General features: G+C 68.0%; 29 protein-coding genes. 10 read left to right on the forward strand and 19 right to left on the reverse strand.

Going from position 1 to position 24,117, the window contains the following annotated elements:
• Positions 1-6 precede the first annotated feature (6 nt).
• Positions 7-306, reverse strand: a complete 300-nt coding sequence (locus tag VHC63_13765; protein HVV37672.1) for a twin-arginine translocase TatA/TatE family subunit — start codon at positions 304-306, stop codon at positions 7-9.
• A 50-nt stretch (positions 307-356) separates the two neighbouring features.
• A complete protein-coding gene (locus tag VHC63_13770) occupies positions 357-734 on the reverse strand; it encodes a hypothetical protein (protein ID HVV37673.1) in 378 nt (125 codons plus the stop codon).
• A 129-nt stretch (positions 735-863) separates the two neighbouring features.
• Between VHC63_13770 and VHC63_13775 the strand changes: the two genes are divergently transcribed.
• Positions 864-1,565 carry a glycerophosphodiester phosphodiesterase gene (locus tag VHC63_13775; protein ID HVV37674.1) on the forward strand — a complete coding sequence of 234 codons (702 nt, stop codon included), beginning with the start codon at positions 864-866 and terminating at the stop codon, positions 1,563-1,565.
• Positions 1,566-1,624: 59 nt separating this feature from the next.
• Here VHC63_13775 and lepB read toward each other — a convergent pair whose 3' ends face one another.
• From lepB to dop, 7 genes are read right to left on the reverse strand one after another with little or no spacing between them, the layout of a single operon-like run.
• A complete protein-coding gene (gene lepB / locus VHC63_13780; GenBank protein HVV37675.1) occupies positions 1,625-2,152 on the reverse strand; it encodes a signal peptidase I in 528 nt (175 codons plus the stop codon).
• 11 nt (positions 2,153-2,163) lie between these two features.
• Complete coding sequence (locus VHC63_13785; GenBank protein HVV37676.1) at positions 2,164-3,177, reverse strand: DUF3866 family protein; 1,014 nt, start codon at positions 3,175-3,177, stop codon at positions 2,164-2,166.
• Positions 3,178-3,180: 3 nt separating this feature from the next.
• Complete coding sequence (gene pafA, locus VHC63_13790; protein ID HVV37677.1) at positions 3,181-4,539, reverse strand: Pup--protein ligase; 1,359 nt, start codon at positions 4,537-4,539, stop codon at positions 3,181-3,183.
• A gap of 19 nt (positions 4,540-4,558) precedes the next feature.
• Entirely contained in the window at positions 4,559-5,236 is a 678-nt protein-coding gene (gene prcA / locus VHC63_13795) for a proteasome subunit alpha (GenBank protein ID HVV37678.1), read from the reverse strand.
• Positions 5,233-6,033: a proteasome subunit beta gene (prcB, locus tag VHC63_13800; GenBank protein ID HVV37679.1), complete on the reverse strand. Its 801-nt coding sequence runs from the start codon at positions 6,031-6,033 to the stop codon at positions 5,233-5,235. Before prcB ends, prcA begins: the two co-directional genes overlap by 4 nt.
• Before the next feature lie 19 nt (positions 6,034-6,052).
• Positions 6,053-6,250: a ubiquitin-like protein Pup gene (locus VHC63_13805; protein HVV37680.1), complete on the reverse strand. Its 198-nt coding sequence runs from the start codon at positions 6,248-6,250 to the stop codon at positions 6,053-6,055.
• A 13-nt stretch (positions 6,251-6,263) separates the two neighbouring features.
• A complete protein-coding gene (gene dop, locus VHC63_13810; protein ID HVV37681.1) occupies positions 6,264-7,751 on the reverse strand; it encodes a depupylase/deamidase Dop in 1,488 nt (495 codons plus the stop codon).
• Positions 7,752-7,808: 57 nt separating this feature from the next.
• Here dop and VHC63_13815 point away from each other — a divergent pair, with 57 nt between their 5' ends.
• Complete coding sequence (locus VHC63_13815; protein HVV37682.1) at positions 7,809-8,315, forward strand: AAA family ATPase; 507 nt, start codon at positions 7,809-7,811, stop codon at positions 8,313-8,315.
• Entirely contained in the window at positions 8,312-9,139 is an 828-nt protein-coding gene (locus VHC63_13820; protein ID HVV37683.1) for a sulfotransferase, read from the forward strand. Before VHC63_13815 ends, VHC63_13820 begins: the two co-directional genes overlap by 4 nt.
• Here VHC63_13820 and arc read toward each other — a convergent pair.
• Positions 9,127-10,878, reverse strand: a complete 1,752-nt coding sequence (gene arc, locus VHC63_13825; protein ID HVV37684.1) for a proteasome ATPase — start codon at positions 10,876-10,878, stop codon at positions 9,127-9,129. The two genes, VHC63_13820 and arc, sit on opposite strands and share 13 nt — an antisense overlap.
• A 164-nt stretch (positions 10,879-11,042) precedes the next feature.
• Here arc and VHC63_13830 point away from each other — a divergent pair, with 164 nt between their 5' ends.
• Positions 11,043-11,285, forward strand: coding sequence for a ferredoxin (locus tag VHC63_13830; protein ID HVV37685.1), 243 nt, complete (start codon positions 11,043-11,045; stop codon positions 11,283-11,285).
• Between the two features lie 55 nt (positions 11,286-11,340).
• The gene (locus tag VHC63_13835) at positions 11,341-11,916 is read left to right on the forward strand and encodes a GNAT family protein (GenBank protein ID HVV37686.1); all 576 of its coding nucleotides are present in this window, start codon (positions 11,341-11,343) and stop codon (positions 11,914-11,916) included.
• A gap of 4 nt (positions 11,917-11,920) precedes the next feature.
• Here the strand turns inward: VHC63_13835 and VHC63_13840 are convergent, their stop codons facing one another.
• The 9 genes from VHC63_13840 to VHC63_13880 are packed head-to-tail and all read right to left on the reverse strand — an operon-like array spanning position 11,921 to position 17,692.
• Positions 11,921-13,093, reverse strand: a complete 1,173-nt coding sequence (locus VHC63_13840; GenBank protein HVV37687.1) for a MarP family serine protease — start codon at positions 13,091-13,093, stop codon at positions 11,921-11,923.
• A complete protein-coding gene (locus VHC63_13845) occupies positions 13,090-13,881 on the reverse strand; it encodes a tRNA (adenine-N1)-methyltransferase (GenBank protein HVV37688.1) in 792 nt (263 codons plus the stop codon). The genes VHC63_13840 and VHC63_13845 overlap by 4 nt, the downstream gene beginning before the upstream one ends.
• Positions 13,859-14,065, reverse strand: coding sequence for a hypothetical protein (locus VHC63_13850; GenBank protein ID HVV37689.1), 207 nt, complete (start codon positions 14,063-14,065; stop codon positions 13,859-13,861). The genes VHC63_13845 and VHC63_13850 overlap by 23 nt, the downstream gene beginning before the upstream one ends.
• Positions 14,066-14,281 carry a hypothetical protein gene (locus VHC63_13855; GenBank protein HVV37690.1) on the reverse strand — a complete coding sequence of 72 codons (216 nt, stop codon included), beginning with the start codon at positions 14,279-14,281 and terminating at the stop codon, positions 14,066-14,068.
• The gene (locus VHC63_13860; protein HVV37691.1) at positions 14,278-14,613 is read right to left on the reverse strand and encodes a hypothetical protein; all 336 of its coding nucleotides are present in this window, start codon (positions 14,611-14,613) and stop codon (positions 14,278-14,280) included. Before VHC63_13860 ends, VHC63_13855 begins: the two co-directional genes overlap by 4 nt.
• Positions 14,614-14,653: 40 nt before the next feature.
• On the reverse strand, positions 14,654-15,298 hold the full coding sequence (locus tag VHC63_13865; GenBank protein ID HVV37692.1) for an LON peptidase substrate-binding domain-containing protein: 645 nt from the start codon (positions 15,296-15,298) through the stop codon (positions 14,654-14,656).
• Positions 15,295-16,677 carry a D-alanyl-D-alanine carboxypeptidase/D-alanyl-D-alanine-endopeptidase gene (gene dacB / locus VHC63_13870; GenBank protein HVV37693.1) on the reverse strand — a complete coding sequence of 461 codons (1,383 nt, stop codon included), beginning with the start codon at positions 16,675-16,677 and terminating at the stop codon, positions 15,295-15,297. The genes VHC63_13865 and dacB overlap by 4 nt, the downstream gene beginning before the upstream one ends.
• Positions 16,674-17,063, reverse strand: a complete 390-nt coding sequence (locus VHC63_13875) for a PaaI family thioesterase (GenBank protein ID HVV37694.1) — start codon at positions 17,061-17,063, stop codon at positions 16,674-16,676. Before VHC63_13875 ends, dacB begins: the two co-directional genes overlap by 4 nt.
• Positions 17,064-17,080: 17 nt before the next feature.
• Entirely contained in the window at positions 17,081-17,692 is a 612-nt protein-coding gene (locus VHC63_13880) for a TetR/AcrR family transcriptional regulator (protein ID HVV37695.1), read from the reverse strand.
• A 23-nt stretch (positions 17,693-17,715) separates the two neighbouring features.
• Here VHC63_13880 and VHC63_13885 point away from each other — a divergent pair, with 23 nt between their 5' ends.
• The 5 genes from VHC63_13885 to VHC63_13905 are packed head-to-tail and all read left to right on the forward strand — an operon-like array spanning position 17,716 to position 24,046.
• On the forward strand, positions 17,716-18,102 hold the full coding sequence (locus VHC63_13885) for a hypothetical protein (protein HVV37696.1): 387 nt from the start codon (positions 17,716-17,718) through the stop codon (positions 18,100-18,102).
• 10 nt (positions 18,103-18,112) lie between these two features.
• The gene (gene tkt / locus VHC63_13890; protein HVV37697.1) at positions 18,113-20,086 is read left to right on the forward strand and encodes a transketolase; all 1,974 of its coding nucleotides are present in this window, start codon (positions 18,113-18,115) and stop codon (positions 20,084-20,086) included.
• Complete coding sequence (gene tal, locus VHC63_13895) at positions 20,083-21,147, forward strand: transaldolase (GenBank protein HVV37698.1); 1,065 nt, start codon at positions 20,083-20,085, stop codon at positions 21,145-21,147. The genes tkt and tal overlap by 4 nt, the downstream gene beginning before the upstream one ends.
• A gap of 9 nt (positions 21,148-21,156) precedes the next feature.
• Entirely contained in the window at positions 21,157-23,430 is a 2,274-nt protein-coding gene (cofH, locus tag VHC63_13900; GenBank protein ID HVV37699.1) for a 5-amino-6-(D-ribitylamino)uracil--L-tyrosine 4-hydroxyphenyl transferase CofH, read from the forward strand.
• A gap of 4 nt (positions 23,431-23,434) precedes the next feature.
• A complete protein-coding gene (locus VHC63_13905; GenBank protein HVV37700.1) occupies positions 23,435-24,046 on the forward strand; it encodes a VOC family protein in 612 nt (203 codons plus the stop codon).
• Positions 24,047-24,117: the final 71 nt, after the last annotated feature.

Raw genomic sequence — 24,117 nt, forward strand, 5'->3', positions numbered from 1 at the left:
GCGCGGTTACGCGATCTCTTCGCCGGATGAGGACGCCGGTGGTTCCGGTGGCAGCGCGGGAGGCGGTGCCGTCGGCGGCGTCGGGCTGGGGATCGCCGGTGGCCCCGGCGGTTCGGTCTGGTTGACCTCGTTTTCGAGCTGCGACATGGCGTCGCGCATCTCGGCCTGCAAGCCGCCGGTGACCTTGCGGAACTCCGCCATCGCCTTGCCCATCGACCGGGCCGCCTCGGGCAGTCGGTTCGGACCGAGCACCAAGAGCGCGACGATGAGCACCACGATGATCTCGGGTCCTCCGATGTTTCCCACAGTAGGAATCTACGCCGCTGCTAGTGCGGCCAGATGATCACGCCGCCGAATTAGGCGGCGTGGCCACGCTCGTCGCGGGCGACGAGCTCTTCGACGGCGGCGAACCAGTCGTCGGTGCCGAGCAGATCGTGGAAGGCGAGAATGTCGTCATAGCTGATCGGATCGCCGGCGTGCTCTTCGGCGAGTTCGCTGGGCAAGCTCCAGTCGGTGAGGCTGATGCCACTGGCGACGAGCAGGTCGAGCAGTCGTTGGTCGGCCGGCTTGACGACGACGGTGCCGCACTCGGGGCAACCGAAGCTGTAAGAACCCTCACCAGTGGTCGAGCAGCGACGGGCGTGGAGCGCAGTGCCCGGCAGTTCGACGTCGCCGCACGAAGGACAGCTGGCTCGCACGAGCGCCACCAGCGGCTCGGTATTGCGTCCATCCATCGTGCGTCTCCTTGCGGGTTGTTGTTGCGTGATTGTTGAGACAATCCTGTGCCGAATGCCCGATTTCTGGCTATGCCTCATCTGTGGGGTTTTGGACTCACCCGAAGTGACTAGTCAACGATGGCGCACGTGGATTCGTTACAGCGCCCGCCCATAGCCTTCGCCCACCGCGGTGCGCGCGCCCACGCGCCCGAAAACACGCTGGAAGCCTTCAAACTCGCACGAAAACTGGGTGCGACGGGCTTGGAGAGCGACGTGTGGGTGACCGCGGACGGTGAGGTCGTCCTCGATCATGACGGAGTAGTCCGCGGCGGATTGCGCCGCCGCTCGGTGCGCGATGTCGTTCGCGCCGACCTGCCGGCCCACATCCCGACGCTCACCGAGTTGTACGAAACGTGCGGCACCGACTTCGAATTGTCCCTCGACGTGAAGGACGTCGCCGCCTTCGCCCGCACCGTCGAAGTAGCCGACGGGTTCGGGGCGACGGGGCGGTTGTGGCTGTGCCACCCGGACTGGGAGGTCGTCGCCCGCTGGCGTGAACACAGCGCCGCGGTGCGTCTCGTCGACTCCACTCGGCTGCGCAAGATCTCCGAAGGCCCGGAGCGCCGCGCCGCCACGCTGCAGAAGGTCGGCATCGACGCGCTGAACATGCACTGGACCGACTGGAACGCCGGGCTCGTCACCCTGCTCCATCGCTTCGAACGTCTGGCGTTCGCTTGGGACGCTCAGCAACCCCGCGCCCTCGCCCGCACCTTCGCCTACGGCATCGACGCCGTCTACAGCGACCACGTCGACCGCCTCATGGAAGCCCTAGCCGACCAACTCCGCTAACTGCTCGCAAACTTGTGTTCTGTGGCACCCGTTTCGGGTGCCACAGAACACAAGTTTGGTTAAAGGCCGCCCCAGCGGCTGGGGGGCCAGACGCGGAAGTAGGCGTGGCCGATGATCGAGGACTTTTTGATCGGGCCGAAGTACCGGCTGTCGCGGGAGTTGCTGCGGTTGTCGCCCATGACCCATACGTCGCCCTTCGGGATCGTCACCTGCCCGTCCATGATCGTCTGGGTGCCTGGGACGAGGTACGGCTCCTTGATGGCGACGCCGTTGACCAAGAGCTGGCCGTCGCGGGCGGAGACCGTCTGACCCTCCGTGGCGATGACGCGCTTGATGAGGTCCTTTATGGCGGCGGCTTCTTCACCCGGAGGGCGCTTGAAGACGACGATGTCGCCGACGTGCGCCGACCTGTTGCGCTTGTTGACCAGCACGCGGTCACCGACGAGCAGTGTCCGCTCCATCGACACCGACGGGATGCTGAACGCTTGCACGACCGTCGCGCGCAGCAGCGTCGCCGCGAGGAACGCCGCGATGATGACGACGGCCCATTCGATGATCTGGCGGCGGGTATTGGATCCGTCGGACACGGCGGCGCACGCTATCTGTCAACTAGCGCCGCGGCGTACGCGCCCGCGGCCGCAGCGAACTCGAACGCCCGCGGGTCGTCGCCGGGCGTGCGGCCCATGGTGGTGGGCGTGATGCCGCGGCGGTGCAGAAAGGTCACGGCGTCGGGCTCGTCGACGTCGGCGACGAACGCGTGCGGCCCCAGGTCCGGGAGGCCTTCGGTGCCCGACGGGACGGCCACGAACACGGGCGAATGCGTCGCGGTCGTTAGCGCGACGATGCTGTGGTCGCTCACGAACTGATGGCGCGGGCGAGGATCGGCGTCGGACACGCGCAAGGCGGCAACGGCGCGACCCCCCAGATCGTTCGTGGCGTCGATGATGCCCCCGACCTCGATGCCCGAGTAGCCGAGCACCGTGCCCGTCCCAACGGAGCCCGGACCCATGCCGGCGAGGATGACGTCGGCCCGCAGGCTGTGCTTCGCGACGGCCAGCCCCGAACGCACGTTGACCGCTTCGAGATCGCCGCCGAACGCGTGGCCGGCGGTCACCGTAGCGTCGACGACGCCTTCGTACACGAGGTCGGCGACGAGATCCGACAGCGCCAGCGGCAACGCTGCCGCGTCGGTCATCACGTAGACGACTCGCAGCCGCTCGTCGTACGCCTTGATCGCCGCGGCGGCGCACGCCAACTGGCTGTGCAGTGCCAGCGCGACGACCGGGGTGCCCTCGAGCGTCGGCGGTGCGTCGTCGCGTTCCTCCGCGACTCCAGTGTCGGCCTGCAGGCTCGTGTAGCGCAGCTTGATGACGTGGCCGCCGGATTCGGTGGCCACCGAGCCGCGCGCCAGATTCCAGTGCACGAAGTGCCAGCCGCCGGTGCCAAGGCCGAGTTCGACGGCGGTGGTGTTGACCACCACCTTGTCGCCGACGGCTACCTCACCTACGAGTTGCGTCAGGACGTAGGACGGCTCGCCGTCGACTTCGACGCGTTGCAGGCCGCGCCGGGCACTGAGAATTTCCGTGACGGTGCCGGTCTTGTACGACGGCATCGGCTACAACGAGGCAATGAGGCGATCGACGCGATCGTCCTTCGACTTGAACGGGTCCTTGCACAGCACGGTGCGCTGCGCCTGATCGTTCACCTTCAGATGCACCCAGTCGACGGTGTAATCGCGGCGGCGTTCCTTGGCCTTGCGAATGAAATCGCCACGAAGCTTGGCCCGCGTCGTCTGCGGCGGGTTCTCGCGGGCGTTTTCGATGTCGGCGTCTTCGACCATGCGCTCTACGGCGTTGGCGTTCTGCAGTTTGTAGAACACACCGCGCGTGCGGCTGACGTCGTGGTACTGCAGGTCGAGCAGGGCGACGCGCGGGTGGCCAAGGGGTATGTCGTACTTGGCGCGGTACTTCTCGACGAGGTTGTGCTTGATCACCCAGTCGCACTCGCGGTCGAGGGAGAACGGATCCTTCTCGAGGCCTTCGAGGCAGTGCTTCCACATCTTCATCGCCTGGGTCTCGTGCGGGTGCAACTCATGCGTCTTGGCGTAGCGCTCGGCGCGGGTGAGGTACTCGAACTGGATGTCGAGCGCCGATGCCTCGCGGCCGTTGGCCAGCTTGACGCGCCGGGTGCAGGTGATGTCGTGGCTGATCTCTCGAATGGCGCGGATCGGATTCTCGAGGGTCATGTCGCGCAGCACGACCTTGGGGTCCTCGAGCATGCGCAGCAGGATTGACGTGGCGCCGATCTTGAGGAACGTCGTGTACTCGCTCATGTTGGAATCGCCCACGATCACGTGGAGGCGGCGGTACTTCTCGGCGTCGGCGTGCGGCTCGTCGCGCGTGTTGATGATCGGGCGGCTGCGCGTGGTGGCCGACGACACGCCTTCCCAGATGTGTTCGGCGCGCTGGGCGAGGCAGAACACGGCGCCCCGCGACGTCTGGAGGACCTTGCCGGCGCCGGCGTAGATCTGGCGGGTGACGAAGAACGGGATCAGGACTTCGGAGAAGTGACCGAAGTCGTCGCGTCGCGACGTCAGGTAGTTCTCGTGGCAGCCGTACGAGTTGCCCGCGGAGTCCGTGTTGTTCTTGAACAGGTACACGACGCCGCGGATGCCCTCCTGGCGCAGCCGCTGCTCGGCTTCGATCACGAGACCCTCGAGCGTGCGCTCTCCCGCCTTGTCGTGGATGACGAGATCACCCACGGTGTCGCACTCCGGCGTGGCGTATTCGGGGTGACTGCCGACGTCGAGATACAGGCGGGCGCCGTTCTCGAGGAACACGTTCGAGGAACGCCCCCACGACACGACGCGCCGGAACAGGTAGCGAGCGACTTCGTCAGGGCTGAGCCGGCGCTGACCACGCAAGGTGCACGTGACGCCGTACTCGTTCTCGAGACCGAATATCCGCCGCTCCATTACCTGGAACGGTACAGAGTCATGAGAGCAGGGATGTGGCTTCGCCGTCTTCGATGCGACGAAACGCCCGGCGGGGAGCTTCGCGGTCGAGTACGGCGATCTCGAGGTCTTCGGCGTTGAGGGTGCGATCGGGCCCGGCGAGCGCCTTCACGAGGCTCTGCAACGCGGCGGCTAGCGGTGCTCCCTCGGTGAAGGACTCCTTGAGCCGTTCGGTGATCGCGTCGGAGTCGCCGCCGAGCACGGCGAAGCCGTCTTCGTCGGTCACGGTGCCGTCGTAGAGGATGTGGAACAGCTGATCGTCTGCGGGAGTGTTGCCGACTTCGGCGACGAGGATCTCGATCTCGAAGGGCTTCATCTCGTGGGTGAACACGAGACCGAGCTGCTGGGCGTACAAGTTGGCCAGCGCCCGGGCATCGACGTCCTCGCGGCTGTAGGTGTAGCCCTTGACGTCGGCGTGCTGCACACCGGCCTGGCGCAACTGGTCGTACTCGTTGTAGCGGCCGACGCCGGCGAAGGCGATGCGGTCGTAGATCTCGGAGATCTTGTGCAGGTTCGTCGACGGGTTCTCGGCGCAGAGGAGAATGCCGCCCTCGAACACGGCGGCGACCGCGGCGCGCCCGCGGGCAATGCCCTTGCGGGCGTAGTCCGCCTTGTCCTTCATGAACTGCTCGGGCGCGACGTAGAACGGCATGCTCATCGGCCGCTACCCCCCGCGCTTTCGCTGAGGCGGGCGACCAGTGCGCTGAAGCGCTCGGCGACCTCGTTGGTGTCGACGTAGGTGAATCCGGACTCGGTGATCGTGGCCACGAGCGGATAGATGCCGCGCACGACGTCGGGGCCGCCCGTGGCGGAGTCCTCGTCGGCGGCCTCGTACAGACCCTGGACCGCCAGTTCGATCGCCTCGTCGCGGTTCATGCCGGGGCGCCAGCCGAGCTTGATGGTGGTGCGGGCGTCGCGCCCACCGGAGCCGGTGGCGTGGAAGTCGGATTCCTCGTAGCGACCACCGGTCACGTCGTAGGTGAAGATGCGCCCGACGGTGCGGCGCGTGTCGTAGCCGGCGAAGAGCGGAACGACGGCGAGGCCCTGCATGGCCATGCCCATGTTGCCCCGGATCATCTGGGCCAGCTGGTTGGCCTTGCCCTCGAGCGACAGCGTGTTGCCCGACAGCTTCTCGTAGTGCTCGAGCTGCGTCTGGAACAGGCGCACCATCTCGACGGCGATTCCCGCCGCGCCGGCAATGGCGATCCCGGAGAAGCGGTCAGCCGGGAACACCTTGTCCATGTTGCGGTGGGCGATGTCGCTGCCGGCCGTGGCGCGGCGGTCGCCCGCCATGAGCACGCCGTCCTCGTAGCGAAGGGCGACGATCGTCGTGCCGTGCGTGATCTTGTCGAGCCCGCCGCTCTCCGGGACGCGCGGCGCCAGACCGAGACGATCCAGCAAACGAGCGAAGTCGGGGCCCGGCGAGTCGGCCGGGCTGAACAGTGGAAGTGTCATTGGGCGCGCAGGCTATTGCCTACTGGCCACCCTTTTGCACGTACGAGCGGACGAAGTCCTCGGAGTTCTCCTCCAATACTTCGTCGATCTCGTCGAGCAGGTCGTCAATATCGGCCTTGAGCTTCTCGCCCCGCTCGGTTGTGGCCGGCGCTTCGTCGACGATTTCCTCGTCGCCTTTGGCCGGCGCCTGCTTTTTCTTGAGTTCTCGTTCAGCCATCGTCAGAAGTCTCCTAGGCGCCCAGTTTTGCCACAAGCTCGGCTGGTGTCGCGCATGATTCCAACAACGTATCCACGATCGCAGCTGTTCCCCGCAAAGGTTCCATCATCGGGACCCGGCGCAGGGGCTCGGCGCCGAGGTCGAACACGATCGAGTCCCAGTTCGCCGCCGCCACCGAACTGCCCCACTTCTGGAGGCACTTGCCGCGGAAGTAGGCCCGCGTGTCATGCGGCGGCTCCGTCACGGCGGCGAGCACCTCGTCTTCCGGGATCAGCGTTTCCATCTTCAGCCGGTGGAACAGCGACGTCGCGGGGCGCAGGTCGTGGTACTGGATGTCCATGGCTCGCAGGCGGGCGTTGCTCCACTGCATGTCGTTCCGTTCACGGTAGGCGTCGATCAGCTCGAGTTTGGCTACCCAGTCGAGCTGCTTCGAAAGCGTAAAGGGGTCCGTCTCGAGACCGGCGAGCACGAGCTCCCAACGCTCGAGCACCGCCTGGCCGACGGCGTCGCCACCGATGGCGTCGAAGCCGTGCTCGTCGGCCCACTTCTTGGCGAGGCCGAGGTACTCCCACTGGATGTCCAGCGCGGTCATCGTGGTGCCGTCGTCGAGGGGCAACGCGTTACGCAGCGACAGGTCCGACGACACGTGGCGCATGGCGGCGACCGGCGCCGCGAGGTCGATGTCGCGGCCACCTCCTCGAACGTCGTCTTCGATGAGGGCGAGCACGATTGCCGTCGACCCGAGCTTGAGGAAGGTGGCAACTTCGGCGAGGTTGGCGTCGCCGCAAATCACGTGGAGGCGGCGGAACTTCTGCGAGTCGGCGTGCGGCTCGTCGCGGGTGTTGACGATCGGACGCTTGAGCGTGGTCTCCAGCCCAACTTCCTCTTCGAAGAAGTCGGCGCGCTGGGTGATCTGGAATGCGGCGGCGTCGCCTCCGGGCGCCTCGCTGCCGATCTTGCCCGAACCCGTGAACAGCTGGCGGGTGACGAAGAACGGGATGATGCGGCGCACGATGGTGGCGAAGGGAATGGCGCGGTCCATGAGGTAGTTCTCGTGGCAGCCGTAGCTGTTGCCCTTGCCGTCGGAATTGTTCTTGTACACGGCGACGTGGGCGTCGCCCTGCAACAGGCTCGACGCGTACTCCATCGACCGTTGCAGGATCACCTCGCCGGCGCGGTCGTACCGCAGCGCGCTCAGCGCGTCGCGGCACTCAGGCGACGAGTACTCCGGATGCGCGTGGTCGACGTAGTAGCGCGCCCCGTTGGTGAGCACCGCGTTGACGAGGTGCGTCTCGACTTCGGGGGGCCGCGCGTCGACGCGCGACGAGCCGCGGGCGTCGCGGCCGGGCGACTCGTCTTCGAAGTCCCAACCGACCTGGCGGTGGAGATGCTGCACGTAGGCGTTGATCAAGATCGACGACGCCGCGATCGGATTGGGATCGCCGCCGCGCAGGGCGATCCCGTACTCCGTCTCGATGCCGCACACCTTGGGCACTGCCACGACCTCACGGTAACCCGGTACGGCCCGTTATGGCACCACCTAGGGTGCGTAACGGCGATGCGGGAGTTGTTCGTAGTTGTGTCCGGTGCACCCGGTTCGGGCAAATCGACCATCGCGCCGCCGCTGGCCCGGGCGCTGGACCTTCCGCTCCTGGAGAAGGACGTCATCAAGGAGGCGCTAGGCGACGTGCTCGGCGCCGACACCCTCGATGACTCGAAGCGCCTCGGGGCGGCGACCATGGCGGTGTTGCTGGCGCTGGCGCGGGCCAACGTCAGCGGCGTGCTCGAAAGCACCTGGATCCCCGAGCTCGCGCGCGTGCAGCTGGGCGACCTGCCGAGCCGGGTCGTGGAGATCTTCGTCGATGTGCCGGTCGACGAAGCCATGGCGCGCTACCGCGCTCGTGCCGGGACCCGGCATCCGGTCCACTTCGACCACCAGCGTCTCGCGCGCGCCGACTTCGTCACGCGCGGCACGCCGATCGGCGGCGGCTGGCCGGTCATCCGCGTCGACGGCACACGCGAAGTCGACATCGACGCGCTGGTGCGCCAGATTCTCTCGGCGTGAACCGCATACTCGACCGGCCGGTGTTCATCATCGCGATGCCGCGGTCGGGCTCCACGCTGCTCTTCGACGTGCTGCGGGCCCACCCGGGAGTGCGGGCGTGGGACAACGAGGCCTACGCCCCCTGGGCCGCGGTCGATCCCGCGGTCGGCAGCGGCCCGCGCGGCGACGCCTTCGATCCCGAGGCGCTCGACGCCGACGCGCGGCGCCGCGCCGAGTGGTCACTGCACGAGGGCGTGATGCGCAAGGGCTGGTTCGAGCGGCGCGGGCGCGTGCGTTACCGCCTCGTCGAGAAGACGCCCCCGAACGTGCTGCGGGTCGCGGCGCTCGACAAGCTGTTTCCCGACGCGCTGTTCATCCACCTGACGCGTGACGCGCCGCCGAGCATCGCGTCGATGCTCGAGGGCCGAGAGCGAGGCCTTGCCGTGCGTGAGTGGCCGCGCAAGCACGGCCACGAGTGGCACTTCCTCATGGCGCCCGGTTGGCTCGGCCACCTCGACGACTCCCCCGCCGAGCAGTTCGCCTGGCAGTGGCGCGTCGGCAACCAGGCCGCGGTCGACGACCTTGCCAACATCGCCGGGAGCCGGTGGTGCCGCATCAAGTACGAGGACTTCATCGCCGACGCCCCGCGCATGGTCGAGGACCTCCTGACCTTCTGTTATCTCGACCCGAGCCCGGCCGTAACAAAAGCCGCCCGCGAACTCACGCCGAGTGCCGTAACCCTGAGCGCGCCCAGCGACGACAAGTGGCAATCCCGCGCCAAAGAAATCACCCCGGCACTACGCGGCTTAGCACCACTCCGAAAGACGTTGGGCTACAGGTACTGACCCGTGGCGACGCGTTCGATGGCGCGGCCGCCTTCGGCGCTCTTGTTGCCGTCGTCCTTGGTGATGAGGGTGCGCACGTAGACGATCCGCTCGCCCTTCTTGCCCGAGATCTTCAACCAGTCGTCGGGGTTGGTGGTGTTGGGCAGGTCTTCGTGTTCCTTGTACTCCTGCTTCACCGACTGGATGAGGTCGTCGACGCGGATGCCGCGGCCTTCGCCGGCGATCACGCGCTTGATGGCGAGCTTCTTGGCGCGCCGGACGATGTTCTCGATCATGGCGCCGGACGAGAAGTCCTTGAAGTACATGATCTCCTTGTCACCGTTTTGGTAGGTGACCTCGAGGAAGCGGTTCTCGTCGTCGGTGCGGTACATCATCTCGACGGTCTGCTCGATCATCGCGGCGACGCACTTGTCGCGATCGCCGCCGCCGAGGTTCTTCACCTCGTCTTCGTCGATGGGCAGATCGGACGTGAGGTAGCGCGAGTAAATCTGCGCCGCGCTCGCCTCGTCCGGGCGCTCGATCTTGATCTTCACGTCGAGACGGCCCGGGCGCAGGATGGCCGGGTCGATGAGGTCTTCACGGTTCGACGCACCGATCACGATCACGTTCTTGAGCGTCTCGACGCCGTCGATCTCGGCCAGCAGCTGCGGCACGATCGTCGACTCCATGTCGGAGCTGATGCCGGTGCCGCGGGCCCGGAACAGCGAGTCCATTTCGTCGAAGAAAACGATGACGGGCATGCCCTCTTCGCTCTTCTCCCGGGCGCGCTGGAACACGAGGCGGATCTTGCGCTCGGTCTCGCCGACGTACTTGTTCAGCAGCTCGGGGCCCTTGATGTTGAGGAAGTACGCCGTGCCCTTCGTGCCGTCGCCGGCCTTGGCCGCCACCTTCTTGGCGAGGGAGTTGGCTACCGCCTTGGCGATGAGCGTCTTGCCACAACCGGGAGGGCCGTAGAGCAGGATGCCCTTGGGCGCCGGGAGCTTGTGCTCGACGAACAGTTCCTTGTGCAGGAACGGGAGCTCGACGGCGTCGGTGATCGCCTCGATCTGCGTGTCGAGACCGCCGACGTCGTCGTAGGAGATGTCGGGCACTTCCTCGAGCACGAGGTCTTCGACTTCGGGGCGCTCGAGCTTCTCCAGCACGAGGCCCGTGCGGCTGTCGAGCAGCACGGTGTCGCCTGAGCGGAGTTTGGTACCGACGAGGCCGTCGACGAGTTCTACGACGCGTTCCTCGTCGCCGCGGCCCACGATCATCGCCCGGCGCTCGTCGACCATGTCCTTGAGCGTCACAACCTCGCCGGCGATCTCGGGTCCGCGCGCCATCACGACGTTGAGCGACTCGTTGAGGACGACCTCTTGGCCCTTCTTCAGGTCGTTCACGTCGATCTCGGGATGCAGCGCGACGCGCATCTTGCGCCCGGCTGAGTAGACGTCGACGGTGTCGTCGTTGTTCGCTCCGAGGTATGTGCCGTACGCCGCGGGCGGTTGCGTGAGCTTGTCGACCTCCTCACGCAGCGCCGAGATGTGCTCGCGCGCCTCACGCAGTGTGTAGGTGAGCTTTTCGTTGTGGCTCACCGCTTGTGTCAGTTGCCCCTTGGTCTCGAGCAATTTCTCCTCGAGCGTGCGCACGCGCTTGGGCGCGTCCTGCAGACGACGGCGGAGGGCAACGACCTCTTCTTCCAGCGCCACGATCTGCTCGCGTGCCGCGGGCAGATCCATGGGTTCAAGATCATCGCTCATCGGTACCTCCTGATTCCTCGTCGACCCTACACGCGCGTTGTTGCAGCAAAACTGAGTTTTTTCGTGAATTACCGTGGAAATGCCATGGATGCGCTACGATGCGAATTCACTCCCGTTCGTGGTCCGTTGCTCCGGCTAGGAGCCTAAGTACAAGTGAGCGTTTGATGGGTTACAAGGTCTGGATCGACCAGGATCTGTGCACCGGTGACGGGCTCTGCGAAGAGATCGCCCCGGCGGTCTTCACGCTGCTCGACGATGGCCTCGCCTACGTGAAGGAAGGCGACAAGGTCTTCTCTGATCCGGGCGGTCCCGAGGGCCTCGCGAACGTGCCGGGCGGCATGGAAGACGCCGTCGTCGAGTCGGCCGAAGAGTGCCCCGGCGAGTGCATCTTCATCGAAGTCGCCTAGCCACTAGCGCCATATGAGTCTCGAGCACGGAGCCCTACGGGGCTCCGTTGTTCATTTGGCGCCCGAGTTGCACGGTCATGGTGTCGTGCTCACGCCGGCGACGACCGACGACGCCTTCGCCCTCGCCGAAGCGGCGGCGTCCTCCCCTGCCGACGCCTACCGCTGGACCTTCGTCGCCCGCAGCGCAGATGAGTGGATCGACACCATCAACTCGTGGCCCGCGACCGGGCGGTTCATCTACACGGTCCGTAACGAGGACCTCGACGTGCTCGGCATGACCGGGTTCTACGACCTCGAGTTCTGGGCCGATCGCGACGCCCCCGACGCCTGCGAGGTCGGTCACACGTGGTACGTGCCATCCGTGCGCGGCACCAGCGTCAACCCGGCGTGCAAGCTGCTGCTGTTCACGCACGCGTTCGAGACGTGGCAGGTCGCCCGCATCGCCATGCGCACCGACGCCCGCAACCGCGCCAGCCGCGCTGCCATGCTCAAGCTCGGCATGACCTTCGAGGGCGTCCGTCGCCGTCACATGCCGGGGGCTGACGGCACCTTCCGCGACTCGGCGTACTTCTCGGCGGTGCCCGAGGAGTGGCCGGCGATCAAGCGCGCCCTCGAATCCCGCCTGGCGTAACCGGTCAGCCGTTTGAGAGGCACTGGCCCGACGACTGGGCGACCCGGGGGCCGGCGAGTGCGGCGGACACTTCCTTCGACGTAAGGGCGTAGGCGGTGTTGGGCTGGTCCGGCGCGATGGCGAAGGCCATGCCGGTGACGCGCCCGTCGAGGTCGGTGAAGGCGGCACCGGAGTCGCCGGGGTGCAGCGTGGCCGCGAGGACGAACACGTCACGGTCGGTGCGGTGCGAGTCGTACAGGTCACGGCCGCGGGCCGTCACCTCCTGGCTGACGCGCGCCGGTGCCACCCGTAGCTGGTCCTGCCCACCCGGGTGGCCGAACACCGCCCCGCGATCGCCCACGTGGCCCGTCGCCAGCGGCAACGGCGTGTCGCCCAACCCCTTGACGCTGAGCAAGGCGATGTCGCGGTCGGAGTCGAAGTAGACGAGGGTCGCGGGCAGATGGCGGCCGTCGGGCTTGAGAATCGACGGGGCGCGTACGCCGGCGACGACGTGGGCGTTGGTCACGATGAGTTCGGGGGCCGCCGTCCACCCACTGCCCTCCTGGATGCGATGACACGCCTCGCCTTCGACCTTGACCGTCGACAGCGCGATGCGTTCCTGCACCCCCGCCGCGAAGCCGGTCTCGGCCGGCGGCGGACCTGTCTCGGGTGCGGGTCCGAGCTTGTCGAACACCTCGGGAAAGTTGTGGTCGCCGATCAGGCGGCGCAGCGCCTGCATTTTGTCGGGCGGCGGCGGCGCGTAGCGATCGACGAGCTTGGCGATGGCCGACGAGCGGGCCTGTTGGGCCGGCCAGCCGGGGAGGTCCACCAGCCACGGCAACACGAACAGCCAGAAGCTCAACATGACACCGAAGACGCCGAGGGCGGCACCGACGCTGCGGTCGACGAGCCGGATCGGTCCGATCGGCAGCACGCGGTGAATGCGGAGTCCGGCCATGAGGCCGACCGCCTGGCCGGCGAAGGCGCCGCCCAAGAGGATCAGCACCGCGACCGCGGCGCGGTACGCGGGGTCGCTCGACGAAATGGCGCGCAGCGCGGGCGCCAGCAACTGGCTGGCGAGGTACACGCCGACGCCGAGGCCGAGCCACGAGAACACGCGGGCGAGGAAGCCGAGGCGCCAGCCGCCAAGCGCCGCGGCCAGGAGCATCACGATGACGATGAGGTCGAGCTGGTTCACGCGTCCCCCGAGAGCAAGCGCGCCGTGGTCAGGAAGCCGGTGTGGCCGACCATGCGGTGATCGGGACGCACCGCCGCGCCCTTGACGTACCACCCACGTTGGAGCACCTCGTTCGTTTGGACCATGGCGAACGCGCTGTCGTCGAGCGCCTCGCGTAGCTGAGCGACCTGCACCGTGGATGGAACGTAGGCGAAGAAGATGCCGCCCACGCGGAGGGCACCTTCGGCGTGCTTGACCACCTTCCACGGCTCAGGCAGGTCGAGGACGATGCGGTCGAGATCGCGCTCGTCGATGCCGTCGTACACGTCGCGCAACTCGACGCGGTAGCGCGCCGACGCCTCCTCTCCGAGGAACGACGCCACGTTGGCCCGCGCCTTGGCAGCGAAGTCCTCGCGCAACTCGTAGCCGACGATGTGGGCCCCGGCGCGCAACATCGCCATCGACAACGCGCCGGACCCTACCCCCGCTTCGAGCACGCGGGCCCCGGGATAGATGTCGGCCTGCACGAGGATCGCGCCGATGTCCTTGGGATAGATCACCTGCGCGCCGCGGGGCATCTCGAAGATGAAGTCCGACAGCGTCGGAGTCACCGCGATGTACGCGGCGCCGAGCGTAGAGCGCGCCAGGAACCCATCGCGCTGGCCGACGATGTCGCCGTGCGCGATGTAGCCGGCATGGCTGTGGAACGAGCCGCCCTCGACCAGCCGTACGAGGTAGCGGCGGTGCTTGCGGTCGACCAGCAGCACCAGGCTGCCGTAGGCGAACCTACCGGGTGACGCGGTCGTCACTGCAGGTGATCACGTAGCGCTCGCCAGGTTGCAACCTGAAGCGAGCCACCTTGGCCTTGGGCTCACGACGGGCGAGTTGCCATAGGCCGGCGATCGCGAACACCACGAGCCACGGGCCGCTGCCCCCGGCCACGCCGTCGCGCAGGCCGCGGCGCAGCGCCCATCGCAGGAGGGGTTCGAACACTTAGAGGCGGCGGATCTCGACGAAGGCGGACCTCTTCTTGCCCCTGCGCCGGCCAAGGAAGTACGCCAACGCGATCACGACCACGCCGGCGACGATGGCGATGACGATCCCTTGCGTCTTGTGTTCCTGGGCTGCCTCTTCGGTGTCGCCCTTCAACTGGCGCAGCTTGGTTTCGATGTCCTCGCGGGTGATGCGTGGCGCTTCTGCAGTCGTCATTTGCCATCTCCTTGCTTCTTCCACGGCGTCCGCGTGACGGATCGCACCGATAACGCTGTCACGATTAGCACCCACGCGAGGGCGCCGGCGTAGGGCACCCAGGACCAGTAGCCCGTAAGGGCCGAGCCGGTCTCGGTCTCGAGACCACGCAGGACGGCGAGGGTCCCGAAGCCGGTGCCGAGGGCGAAGAAGAGCATGCCGAGTGCGCCCGAACGCATGAACGGACCGATGCCGCGCAGCGGAGCGGTGGTCTCCTGCTTCGTGTACCCGACGACGAGTCGCCATACGTCGTTGAGTTCTTCGGTGAATTCGGCGGGACGGACCCGGGCCATGCGACCTCCGTGTGAGTAGCGGGGAGCCTAACGGGACCGGTTACCCGTCCTCACGCCGGCCCAACTCCAACGCGAACATTTCCGCGGCATCGAGGGCGAGGGCGGCGATCACGTCGGCGCGCCGCTCGGCGTCGTCTTCGGCGAGGATGCGCTGGCGGTCGACGGGCCCGGCGGGCGTCACGCCGGCGAGTTGCCACTGCCGTGTCGCCGGATCGCCCACGAGCACGTCGTCGAGGGACGGTACCTCGTAGCCGAGCCGGGCGGCGAGACCCAGCGCCTGGCGCACGGCGGCTTCGGCCACGGCGTTGGCCTCCTCCGACGGCGCCGGACCGGGTGGCGGCGTTTCGACCAGCGCCAGCGGATACGGGTCGTCGGGCAGCCACGTGACCACGCGGATGCGCTCCTCCCCGACGGCGAGGATCGCCCAGCGCCCGTCGTCGAACTCGGTTGCCTCGGCCATGCGCATGCGCGTGCCGAACGTGGTGCGCACCTCCCCGCCGCCGACTTCATGGCCGCGCTCGATCAGCACGATGCCGAAGCGGCCGTCGCCGCGCTGGAGGTCGTGGGCGAGTTGGCGGTAGCGGGGCTCGAAGATGTGCAGCGGCACCACCGACCCCGGCAACGCCACCGTGCCGAGGGGGAACATCGGCAGCGGGATCGCCACCAGCTCTTCGCCGTCGCTCACGGTGCCAGTGTGTCCGCTGGCGGCGCCTCGGGATAGGTGGCGAGCGCGGCGACCAGGCGGTCCTGCAGCGCCTCGCCGCCGGCGGCGGTGAAGTTCCCGTTCGAGATGAAGGCGAAGCGCAGCTTCGTCGTCGCCTTCGGGTCGACGATGCCAACCAACGCGGTGACACCGTCGAGCGTGCCGGTCTTGGCCCGCAGTGTCCCCTTCAGCGGCGAGTCGAGGAAGCGGTCGTCGAGCGTGCCGGTCTGGCCGGCGACGGCGAGCATCGTGCCGAGGTCGAACCCACCGGGCCGGCTCGTGAGGGTGTCGAGCAGCGCGTCGCAGGTCGCGCGGTCGGACCGGTCGAGCCCCGAGCCGTCGATCGCCTGCACCTGCTTGGGGTCGATCCCGAGCGTGCGCAGCGCCGCCGCTCGCGCCGCCACGCCCGCAGCACGGGTGGCGGGGTGATCGCCGGCGCGCCGCGACAGCTCCTTCAGCAACAACTCGGCGGTGTTGTTGTCGCTTTCCGTCAGCATCTCCGTGACGACGTTGGCGTACGTAGCCGACTCGACGGAGACCTCCTCGACAGGCGCCGCCGGACGGCTGGCCCGCGTCGTGGCGCCCGCGACGGCGATGCCAAGTCCTTGGAGTTCGGCGCGCAGTTCGTTCGCCGCTGCTATGCCTGGATCGGGCGCGGCGACGAGGGGCGCGTACGAGCTGAACCCGTCGTTCACCGCCAACGCGCCCAGCGGGCCGACGTCGCCGCCCGTGGTGTAGCCGCTGCTCCAGGTCGGGACGCGGCGCTCGTTGTCGTAGGCGTTGTCGACGACTTCGATGCCGCCCGTGACCCGCGTGATCCCGGCGGCGTGGAGCTTGGCCGCCAGTTGGGCGAAGTCGGTGAAGGGCTTCGGCGGGTGGCTGCGCGTGTCGACGTAGCTCTTGGTGGCGAGCAGTGGGTCGCCGCTGCCTTCGAGCGCCAAGAACGCCACGGCGCCCGACGCGTCCTGGCGCGGGAACCAGACGTGGGTCGTAAAGCGGCTGCGGCCGCCCGCCTTGGCGAGGAACGCAGCGGCCGTCGTGAGCTTCAGCGACGACGCCGGCATCAGCAGTTGGTCAGCGTGCACCGCCAGGATCGGCGAATCGTCGGCGCGCACCTCGGCGCACGACGTCGACGACACCGAACGCATGAAGGCGCCGACGCGACTCGCCAGACGGGTGTCGGCGATCAGGTCGCGAAAGGCCTCGGGCGCGCGGCGCGGCGAGAGGACCCCGACCGCGGGCGACGGCGACGCGTCCCCAGCGGATCCGTCCGCCCGCGTGAGCGCCACCGCGGCGCCGCCGCTGACGAGGGCGATCAACACCGCGAGCACGACGGTGGTGCGGCGCTGCCGCGCCGTCACGTGCGGTCGCGGATGAGATACGTCGAAGTCGCCCGCGCCACCAAGCGGCCATCTTGGTCGTGGACGTCGGCTTCGACGAAGTTCACCCGCGCGCCCGAGCTGATCGTCGTCGCCGTACAGGTGAGGAAGCTGTCCATCGGGACGGGACGTAGGAAGCTGATCTTGAGCTCGGCGTTGGCGCTGAAGATCTTGCGGTCCTTCGCCGCCGTGATGCTCGAGGCTCCCATGGCCGAATCGACGAACGCTGCGAGGAACCCGCCTTGGAGCATGCCGACGGGGTTACAGAACCGTTCCTCCGCTGTCATGGTCCACACCGTCACCCCGGGCTCGTCCTTCTTGATGCACACCATGCCGAGGGTCAGGTCGCACGGCGGCGGAACCTGCACCCCCGGAGTCTGGGGGCTCACGGTTGCAGTGCGGCCCGGAAGAACGCCTTGACGTGGTCGAGGCGGGCCTGCACGGCTTCTTCGGCGAGCGGGTCGGAGCCCGTAAGAGCTTCGAGGAACGGCAAATCGCTGAAGTACGTGACGATGAGGCCGTAGCCGGTGAGGATCAGCTGGAGCGGGTCGAGCTGGCGGAAGTGGCCGGCGTCCATTTCGCGCTGGAAGAACCCGCACACCAGGTCGACCTGCGGGCGCATGACCGCCGCGAACTCGCTGGCGATCTCGCTCTTGTCCTCCAGGGCCTCACGGCGGAACAGGCGGACGAACTCGGGATTCGCCATGAAGAACTCGAAGCCGGCGGTGATGACGCGGTCCATCTGTTCGAAGCCACCGCGGGGGGCGTCGACCGCCTCGTCGATCCGGATGAACCAGTCGCTGATCGAGCTCTCGAACACTTCGCGGTACAGGGCGTCTTTCGACGGGAAATGATGCAGCAGGCTGGAACGGCGGATTCCGACCGCTTCGGCGATGTCGTTGAGCGACGTGCCCTCGAAACCATGCTCGGCGAACAGGCGGCGGGCCTCTCCGAGAATCTGCTCGCGCGTGGTGGGCGCGGAAGCCGTGGCCGCCATGGCGCAAGGCTACCTTCACCGTTATGCAGATCCTGGCTGCGTTGTTCATCGACACCATCGACTTTCGACAGGTCGAGGGCCCCGCGACACGCATCGACCTCGGTGGCGTGCAGTTCTCCTTCGTCTCGCCCGATCCGCTGCCCGTCCACCTGACACCGCATCTCGTCGTGCTCGTCAGTTGCGCGGCGGACGAACCGGGTACGGCAGCCCTAGTGGTTTCCTTCACCGACGAGGCCGGCAGCGAGATCGCCCGCAACGTCCAGCCGCTCCAAGTCGAGCCGGGCAAGTTCGGCTACCGGCTCGTGCGCGCCGAGCTGACGTGGGAGGCCTACGGCACGGTTTCGGCCCACTGCCGCCTCGACGACGGTCCCGAAACCGTGGTGCCGTTGACCTTGCTATCGCCCGCGTAGGGTGGCGGGCATGCCGACGGAGGACATCGAACAGCTAGGCGTCAACGTCATCCGCGGGTTGTCGATGGACGCACCCCAGGCCGCCAAGAACGGCCACCCGGGTACGGCCATGGCGCTCGCCCCCCTGGCCCACGTCCTCTACACGCGGATCATGGCGCACGACCCGACGTCGCCCGATTGGCCCGACCGTGACCGCTTCATCCTGTCGTGCGGGCACGCATCGATCCTTCAGTATTCGCTGCTGTACCTGTGCGGCTACGGCCTCACGCTCGACGACCTGCGCCACTTCCGCCAGGTCGGCAGCAAGACCCCGGGCCACCCGGAGGTGCACCACACCAAGGGCGTCGAGGTCACCACTGGGCCGCTGGGTCAGGGCTTCGGCAACGGCGTGGGCATGGCGCTCGCCGAGTCGTGGCTGCGCGCCACCTACGGCGCCGAGGTCTGCAATCACTACACGTTCGTCGTGTGCTCCGACGGCGATCTCATGGAGGGCATCAGCCACGAGGCCGCGTCGCTGGCGGGCCACCAGGGCCTCGGCCACCTGATCTGCGTCTACGACGACAACCACATCACCATCGACGGCGTCACCGAGCTCGCCTATACCGACGACAACGTGAAGCGCTTCGAGGCCTACGGCTGGCACGTCGAGTATCTCGGCGAGATCGCCAACGACCTCGACGCCCTCGAGGCGGGGCTGCGCCGCGCCATGGCGGTCGAGGACAAGCCGAGCATGCTCGTGCTGCGCAGCCACATCGGCTGGCCGTCCCCCCACAAGACCGACAGCCCTTCCGCCCACGGCAACCCACTCGGCGAGGACGAGGTCCGCGCCACGAAGGAGATCCTCGGCCTGCCGGCCGACGAGACGTTCTACGCGCCGATGCAGGTCGTCGAGCACTATCGCCTCACGCAGGGCCGCGGGGCGACGGCGCGGCGCGAGTGGGAAGAGCGGGTGGCGCGCTACCAGGGCGACACCGACAGCTTCATGGCGGCGCTCGAGGGCCGGCCGCTCAACGGCTGGGCTGCCAAGCTGCCGACGTTCGAAGCCGGCACCAAGATCGCCACCCGGAACGCGCTCAAGAAGTGCCTCGACGCGGTGTGCGATGTCATCCCCGGCCTGATCGCCGGCGGCGCCGACCTCACCGACAACACCGGCGTGAATGTCGAGTCGTTCGACCCGATTTCCAAGGAAGACCGCAAAGGCCGCCTCCTCCACTACGGCGTGCGGGAGCACGGCATGGTGGCGGCCGCCAACGGCATGGCGATGCACGGCGGCGTGTTCCCGGCGGTGGGTACGTTCTTCGTGTTCTCCGACTACTGCCGCCCCTCGATCCGGCTGGCGGCGATGTCGGAGGCAAAGGTGCTCCTGGCTTTCACCCACGACTCGGTCGGCCTTGGTCCCGACGGGCCTACGCACCAGCCGATCGAGCAGCTCGCCTCGCTGCGGGCGATGCCCGGGTTGCGCGTCATCCGTCCCGCCGACGCCAACGAGACGGCGCACGCGGTGCGCATAGCGGTGGACAGCAACGGCCCCACGCTGCTCGTGCTGAGCCGCCAGGACCTCGTGGTGCTCGACGGCACTGCCGATCGGTACGCGGATGTGGCGCGGGGCGCATACATCCTGCGCGACGTCGCCGACGCCGCGGTCACCCTCGTCGGTACCGGCAGCGAGGTCGCGGTGTGCCTGGGTGCGGCCGACGTGCTGGCGGCTGCCGGCGTCGCGGCGCGCGTGGTGAGCATGCCGTCCTGGGACCTGTTCGCCCGCGAGTCCGACGACTACCGCAATTCGGTGCTCGACGACGCCCGCCCGATCCTGGCGGTCGAAGCCGCGTCGAGCTTCGGGTGGGAACGCTGGGCCGACGACTCGGTCAGCATCGACCACTTCGGCGAGTCGGGGCCGGGCGACGAAGTGTTGGCGAAGTTCGGGTACACCCCGGAGAACGTGGCGCACCGGGCCCGCACGCTGATCGAGGAGTGGTCGTCGTGACCAAGCTGCAAGACCTTTTCACCGAGTGCGGGCAAAGCCCGTGGCTCGACGTGTTGTCCCGCGACAACATCCGCGGCGGCGAGCTCCAGGCGATGATCGACCGCGGCATCCGGGGCGTCACTTCGAACCCGTCGATCTTCGAGAAGGCGATCAGCGGCTCGACGCTCTACGACGACGACATCGCAACGCTCAAAACTCAGGGGTCGTCCGTCGACGACGCCTACTGGGACCTTGTGATGACCGACATCCAGGCCGCGGCGGACCTGTTCGCCGACCTGCACAAGGCTTCGGGAGGCAGCGACGGGTTCGTGTCGGTCGAGATCGACCCGCGTCTCGCCGATGAGACCGACGCCCAGGTCGACGCCGGCAAGTCGATGTTCGCCCGCGCCAACCGTCCCAACGTGATGATCAAGGTCCCGGCGACCGCCGCGGGCGTGCCGGTGATCGAAGAGCTGCTGGCGGCGGGCGTCAACGTGAACGTCACGCTCATCTTCGGATTGCCGCGCTACGCCGAGGTCCTCAACGCGTGGAAGCGCGGCCTCGAGCGGGCAGCGGCGCAGGGCCTCCCGGCGCCCCACAGCGTCGGGTCGTTCTTCGTCAGCCGTGTGGACACCGAAGTCGACATGCGTCTTGAGGCGATCGGCACCCCTGACGCGCTGGCGTTGCGAGGGAAGGTCGCGGTCGCCCAGGCGCAGGCGGCGTACCAGCAGTTCCTCGCGTTCTGCCACGACGCGCCCCGGCCGTTGCAGCGGCCGCTGTGGGCGTCGACGTCGACGAAGAACCCCGCCTACTCCGACCTGCTGTACGTGGACACGCTCATCGGCCGCGACACGGTCAATACGTTGCCCGAGGCGACCATCGAGGCGTTCGCCGATCACGGGACCGTCAGGCGCACGGTCGACGGCGACGTGGCGGAAGCGCAGGGAATCCTTACGGCGGTCGAGAACGTTGGTGTCGACATGGACGACGTAGCCGACGTGTTGGAACGCCAGGGCGTGAAGCAGTTCGCCGACGCCCACGAGAAGCTGCTCGCAGCCCTGACGCCCAAGCTCAAGGCCTAGGGTCTTCCCGTGCACAATCTGGAGGGGCTGGGTCTCGACGAGCTGATGACGCGGGCGCGTATTCGCCGCTCGCTGGCCACGGGCAACCGCATCACGTTTTCGCCGAAGGTCTTCATCCCGCTGACGCGTCTGTGTCGCGACCGCTGCGGCTACTGCACCTTCGCCACGGCCCCGGCGCGCGTCGAGGCGCCGTACCTGTCGCTCGAGCAGGTCGTCGACATCGCCCGCCGCGGTGCGACGACCGGCTGTCACGAGGCGCTGTTCACCCTCGGCGAAGCACCGGAGGAGCGCTACCCGGCGGCGCGTGACTGGTTGGACGCCAACGGGTACGCGTCGACCGTCGACTACCTCGTCGCCGCATGCGCCGCGGTGCGCGACGAGACGGGGTTGTTGCCCCACGCCAATCCGGGCGCGCTGTCCTACGACGAGATCGTGCGGCTCCGGGCGGTCTCGGCTTCCCAGGGGATGATGCTCGAGACGCTGCGCGCCGACCTCCCCTGCCATCGTGGCGCCCCGGACAAGACGCCCGAGCGCCGGCTCGCGACCTTGGAAGCGGCGGGGCAGGCGCAAGTGCCCTATACGACGGGCATCCTCGTCGGCATCGGCGAGACGCGAGCCGACCGCATCGAAGCGCTCGAGGCGATCGCGGCGTCGCACGCCCGCAACGGCCACGTGCAAGAAGTGATCGTGCAGAATTTCCTGCCGAAGGCCGACACGGCGATGCACAACGCGCCGGCGTGCCCCGAGGAGGAGTTCCTGTGGACCATCGCCGTCGCCCGCCTGCTCCTTCCCCTCGACGTGCACCTGCAGGCCCCACCGAACCTGAGCGACGACTTCGGTGTGCTGCTCGACGCCGGCATCGACGACTGGGGCGGCGTCTCGCCGGTCACGCTCGACCACGTCAACCCCGAGCGCCCGTGGCCGGCGCTCGAACTGCTGCACCGCGAGACCGAGGCCCGTGGTCTGCGCCTCGCCCCGCGTCTCACGGCCTATCCCGAGTTCGTGCGCGATCCGCACCGGTGGCTCGCGCCCGAGATGCGTACGCCGGTGCTGCACCGGGAGGACGCTGCGGGTCTTGGCCGCGACCTCGACGCGTGGGTGTCGGGAGGCGAAGCGGAGCCGCCGCACCTGCTGCCCGGCCCGGCAAGCGCCAGTGGCCCGATCGAAGCCGTGCTGTCGGGCGTGCTCGACGGACACGAGGTCGGCGAGGACGAAATCGTCACGCTGTTCGGGGCGCGCGGTTCCGACGTCGCCGCGGTGGCCGCCGTCGCCAACGAGTTGCGCCAGCGCATCGTCGGCGACGAAGTCACCTGGGTCTCGAACCGCAACATCAACTACACGAACGTGTGCACCTTCAAGTGCAAGTTCTGCGCGTTCTCGAAGGGGCCGCTGTCGCTCAACCTGCGCGGCGCCCCATATCTGCTGGAGCTCGACGAGATCACGCGCCGCGTCGCTGAAGCGGAAGCCCTGGGCGCCACCGAGGTCTGCTTGCAAGGTGGCATCCACCCCGACTTCGACGGCGACTACTACCTCCACGTGATCGACGCCGTGCGCGCCGCCTCGCCGACGATCCATATTCACGGCTTCACCGCGCTGGAAGTGAACGAAGGCGCCCGTCGCTCCGAGGTGTCGCTGGCGGAGTACCTGCAGCGGTTGATGGCGGCGGGTCTCAAAACGCTGCCGGGCACGGCGGCGGAGATCCTGGACGACGAGGTGCGCGCCGTCCTGTGTCCGGACAAGGTGAACACCGAGGAGTGGCTCGAGGTGCACCGCACTGCGCACTCGGTCGGGTTGCGCTCGAACATCACGATCATGTTCGGCTCGATGGAAGAGCCCAAGCACTGGGCGCGGCACATGCTGCGCACCCGGGCGCTGCAGCGCGAGACGGGCGGCTTCACCGAATTCGTGCCCCTCCCCTACGTCCACATGGCCACGCCGCTCTACATCCAGGGCAAGGCGCGCCAGGGACCCACCTTCCGCGAGGCACTGTTGATGCACGCCGTCGCCCGCATCGTCTACGCCGACTGCATTCCGAACATCCAGGCGTCGTGGGTGAAGATGGGCGGGCGCGGCGCCGCGCAACTGCTCAACGCCGGCTGCAACGACCTCGGCGGCACGCTGATCGACGAGAACATCTCGCGCGCCGCGGGCGCAGCGCACGGTCAGGCGATGGACCAGGCCGGCTTCGCCGAGATGGTCGCCGCCGCCAACGCCATCGACGCCGGCACGCGACGGTTGGTGCAGCGCACCACGCTGTATGGCCGCGTCAACGCTTCCGTCTGAACCGATGCACGCCCTCGACCACGTGATGGTGGTCGTCGCCGACCTCGACGAAGCGGCGCACCGCTACGACTCCGACTTCGGACTGGTCGCAGTGCCGGGCGGTCGCCACCCGGGATTCGGAACCGCCAACTCCATCATTCCGCTCGGCGACGCGTTCATCGAGCTGGTTGTCGTGGAAGACGCCGCTGTCAGCCCACTGGCGGAGTTCTTGTCGGGGCGCCTCGCCAGCGACGGCGAGGGCATCGTGGGTGTGTGCCTGCGCGCCGCGGACTTCGCGGCGGTCGCAGCGCGGCTCGACTCACCGATCGTGCCGATGTCGCGCACGCGCCCCGATGGCACCGAACTGCACTGGGAGCTCACCGGGATCGACGGCGCCCTGGTGCACGGATTGCCGTTCTTCATCTCCTGGGCGGTGGACGAGGATCACCCCGCCCGCATGCGCGTGGGGCATCCGAGCGGCGCCCGGGGTATCGCGTGGGTCGAGATCGGCGGCGATCCCGAGCGCGTGCGGAGTTGGCTGGGCGAGGACGAAGCGCCATTGCGTCTCGTGGGCGGCGATCCTGGACCTCATCGCTACGCCGTCACAACCGCCAGCGGTGAACTCACGCTCTCCTAGCGGTCCCAGTACTCCTCGCTGAGCTTGGCCTCGATCGAGCGGATGTTGTCGCGGACGCACGCGACGCAGTA

This window comes from Acidimicrobiales bacterium, from assembly GCA_035546775.1.
Lineage (GTDB): Bacteria > Actinomycetota > Acidimicrobiia > Acidimicrobiales > JACCXE01 > JACCXE01.

Excerpts from the sequence above, each read along its gene's own strand:
- VHC63_13860 (HVV37691.1), bottom strand. The coding sequence starts at position 14,613 with ATGGCCCGGGTCCGTCCCGCCGAATTCACCGAAGAACTCAACGACGTA.
- VHC63_13830 (HVV37685.1), top strand. The coding sequence starts at position 11,043 with ATGGGTTACAAGGTCTGGATCGACCAGGATCTGTGCACCGGTGACGGG.
- prcA (HVV37678.1), bottom strand. The coding sequence starts at position 5,236 with ATGAGCATGCCGTTCTACGTCGCGCCCGAGCAGTTCATGAAGGACAAG.
- VHC63_13785 (HVV37676.1), bottom strand. The coding sequence starts at position 3,177 with ATGCCGTCGTACAAGACCGGCACCGTCACGGAAATTCTCAGTGCCCGG.
- VHC63_13805 (HVV37680.1), bottom strand. The coding sequence starts at position 6,250 with ATGGCTGAACGAGAACTCAAGAAAAAGCAGGCGCCGGCCAAAGGCGAC.
- VHC63_13905 (HVV37700.1), top strand. The coding sequence starts at position 23,435 with ATGCACGCCCTCGACCACGTGATGGTGGTCGTCGCCGACCTCGACGAA.
- arc (HVV37684.1), bottom strand. The coding sequence starts at position 10,878 with ATGAGCGATGATCTTGAACCCATGGATCTGCCCGCGGCACGCGAGCAG.
- VHC63_13770 (HVV37673.1), bottom strand. The coding sequence starts at position 734 with ATGGATGGACGCAATACCGAGCCGCTGGTGGCGCTCGTGCGAGCCAGC.
- VHC63_13880 (HVV37695.1), bottom strand. The coding sequence starts at position 17,692 with ATGGCGGCCACGGCTTCCGCGCCCACCACGCGCGAGCAGATTCTCGGA.
- tkt (HVV37697.1), top strand. The coding sequence starts at position 18,113 with ATGCCGACGGAGGACATCGAACAGCTAGGCGTCAACGTCATCCGCGGG.
- VHC63_13855 (HVV37690.1), bottom strand. The coding sequence starts at position 14,281 with ATGACGACTGCAGAAGCGCCACGCATCACCCGCGAGGACATCGAAACC.
- pafA (HVV37677.1), bottom strand. The coding sequence starts at position 4,539 with ATGGAGCGGCGGATATTCGGTCTCGAGAACGAGTACGGCGTCACGTGC.
- VHC63_13885 (HVV37696.1), top strand. The coding sequence starts at position 17,716 with ATGCAGATCCTGGCTGCGTTGTTCATCGACACCATCGACTTTCGACAG.
- prcB (HVV37679.1), bottom strand. The coding sequence starts at position 6,033 with ATGACACTTCCACTGTTCAGCCCGGCCGACTCGCCGGGCCCCGACTTC.
- VHC63_13815 (HVV37682.1), top strand. The coding sequence starts at position 7,809 with ATGCGGGAGTTGTTCGTAGTTGTGTCCGGTGCACCCGGTTCGGGCAAA.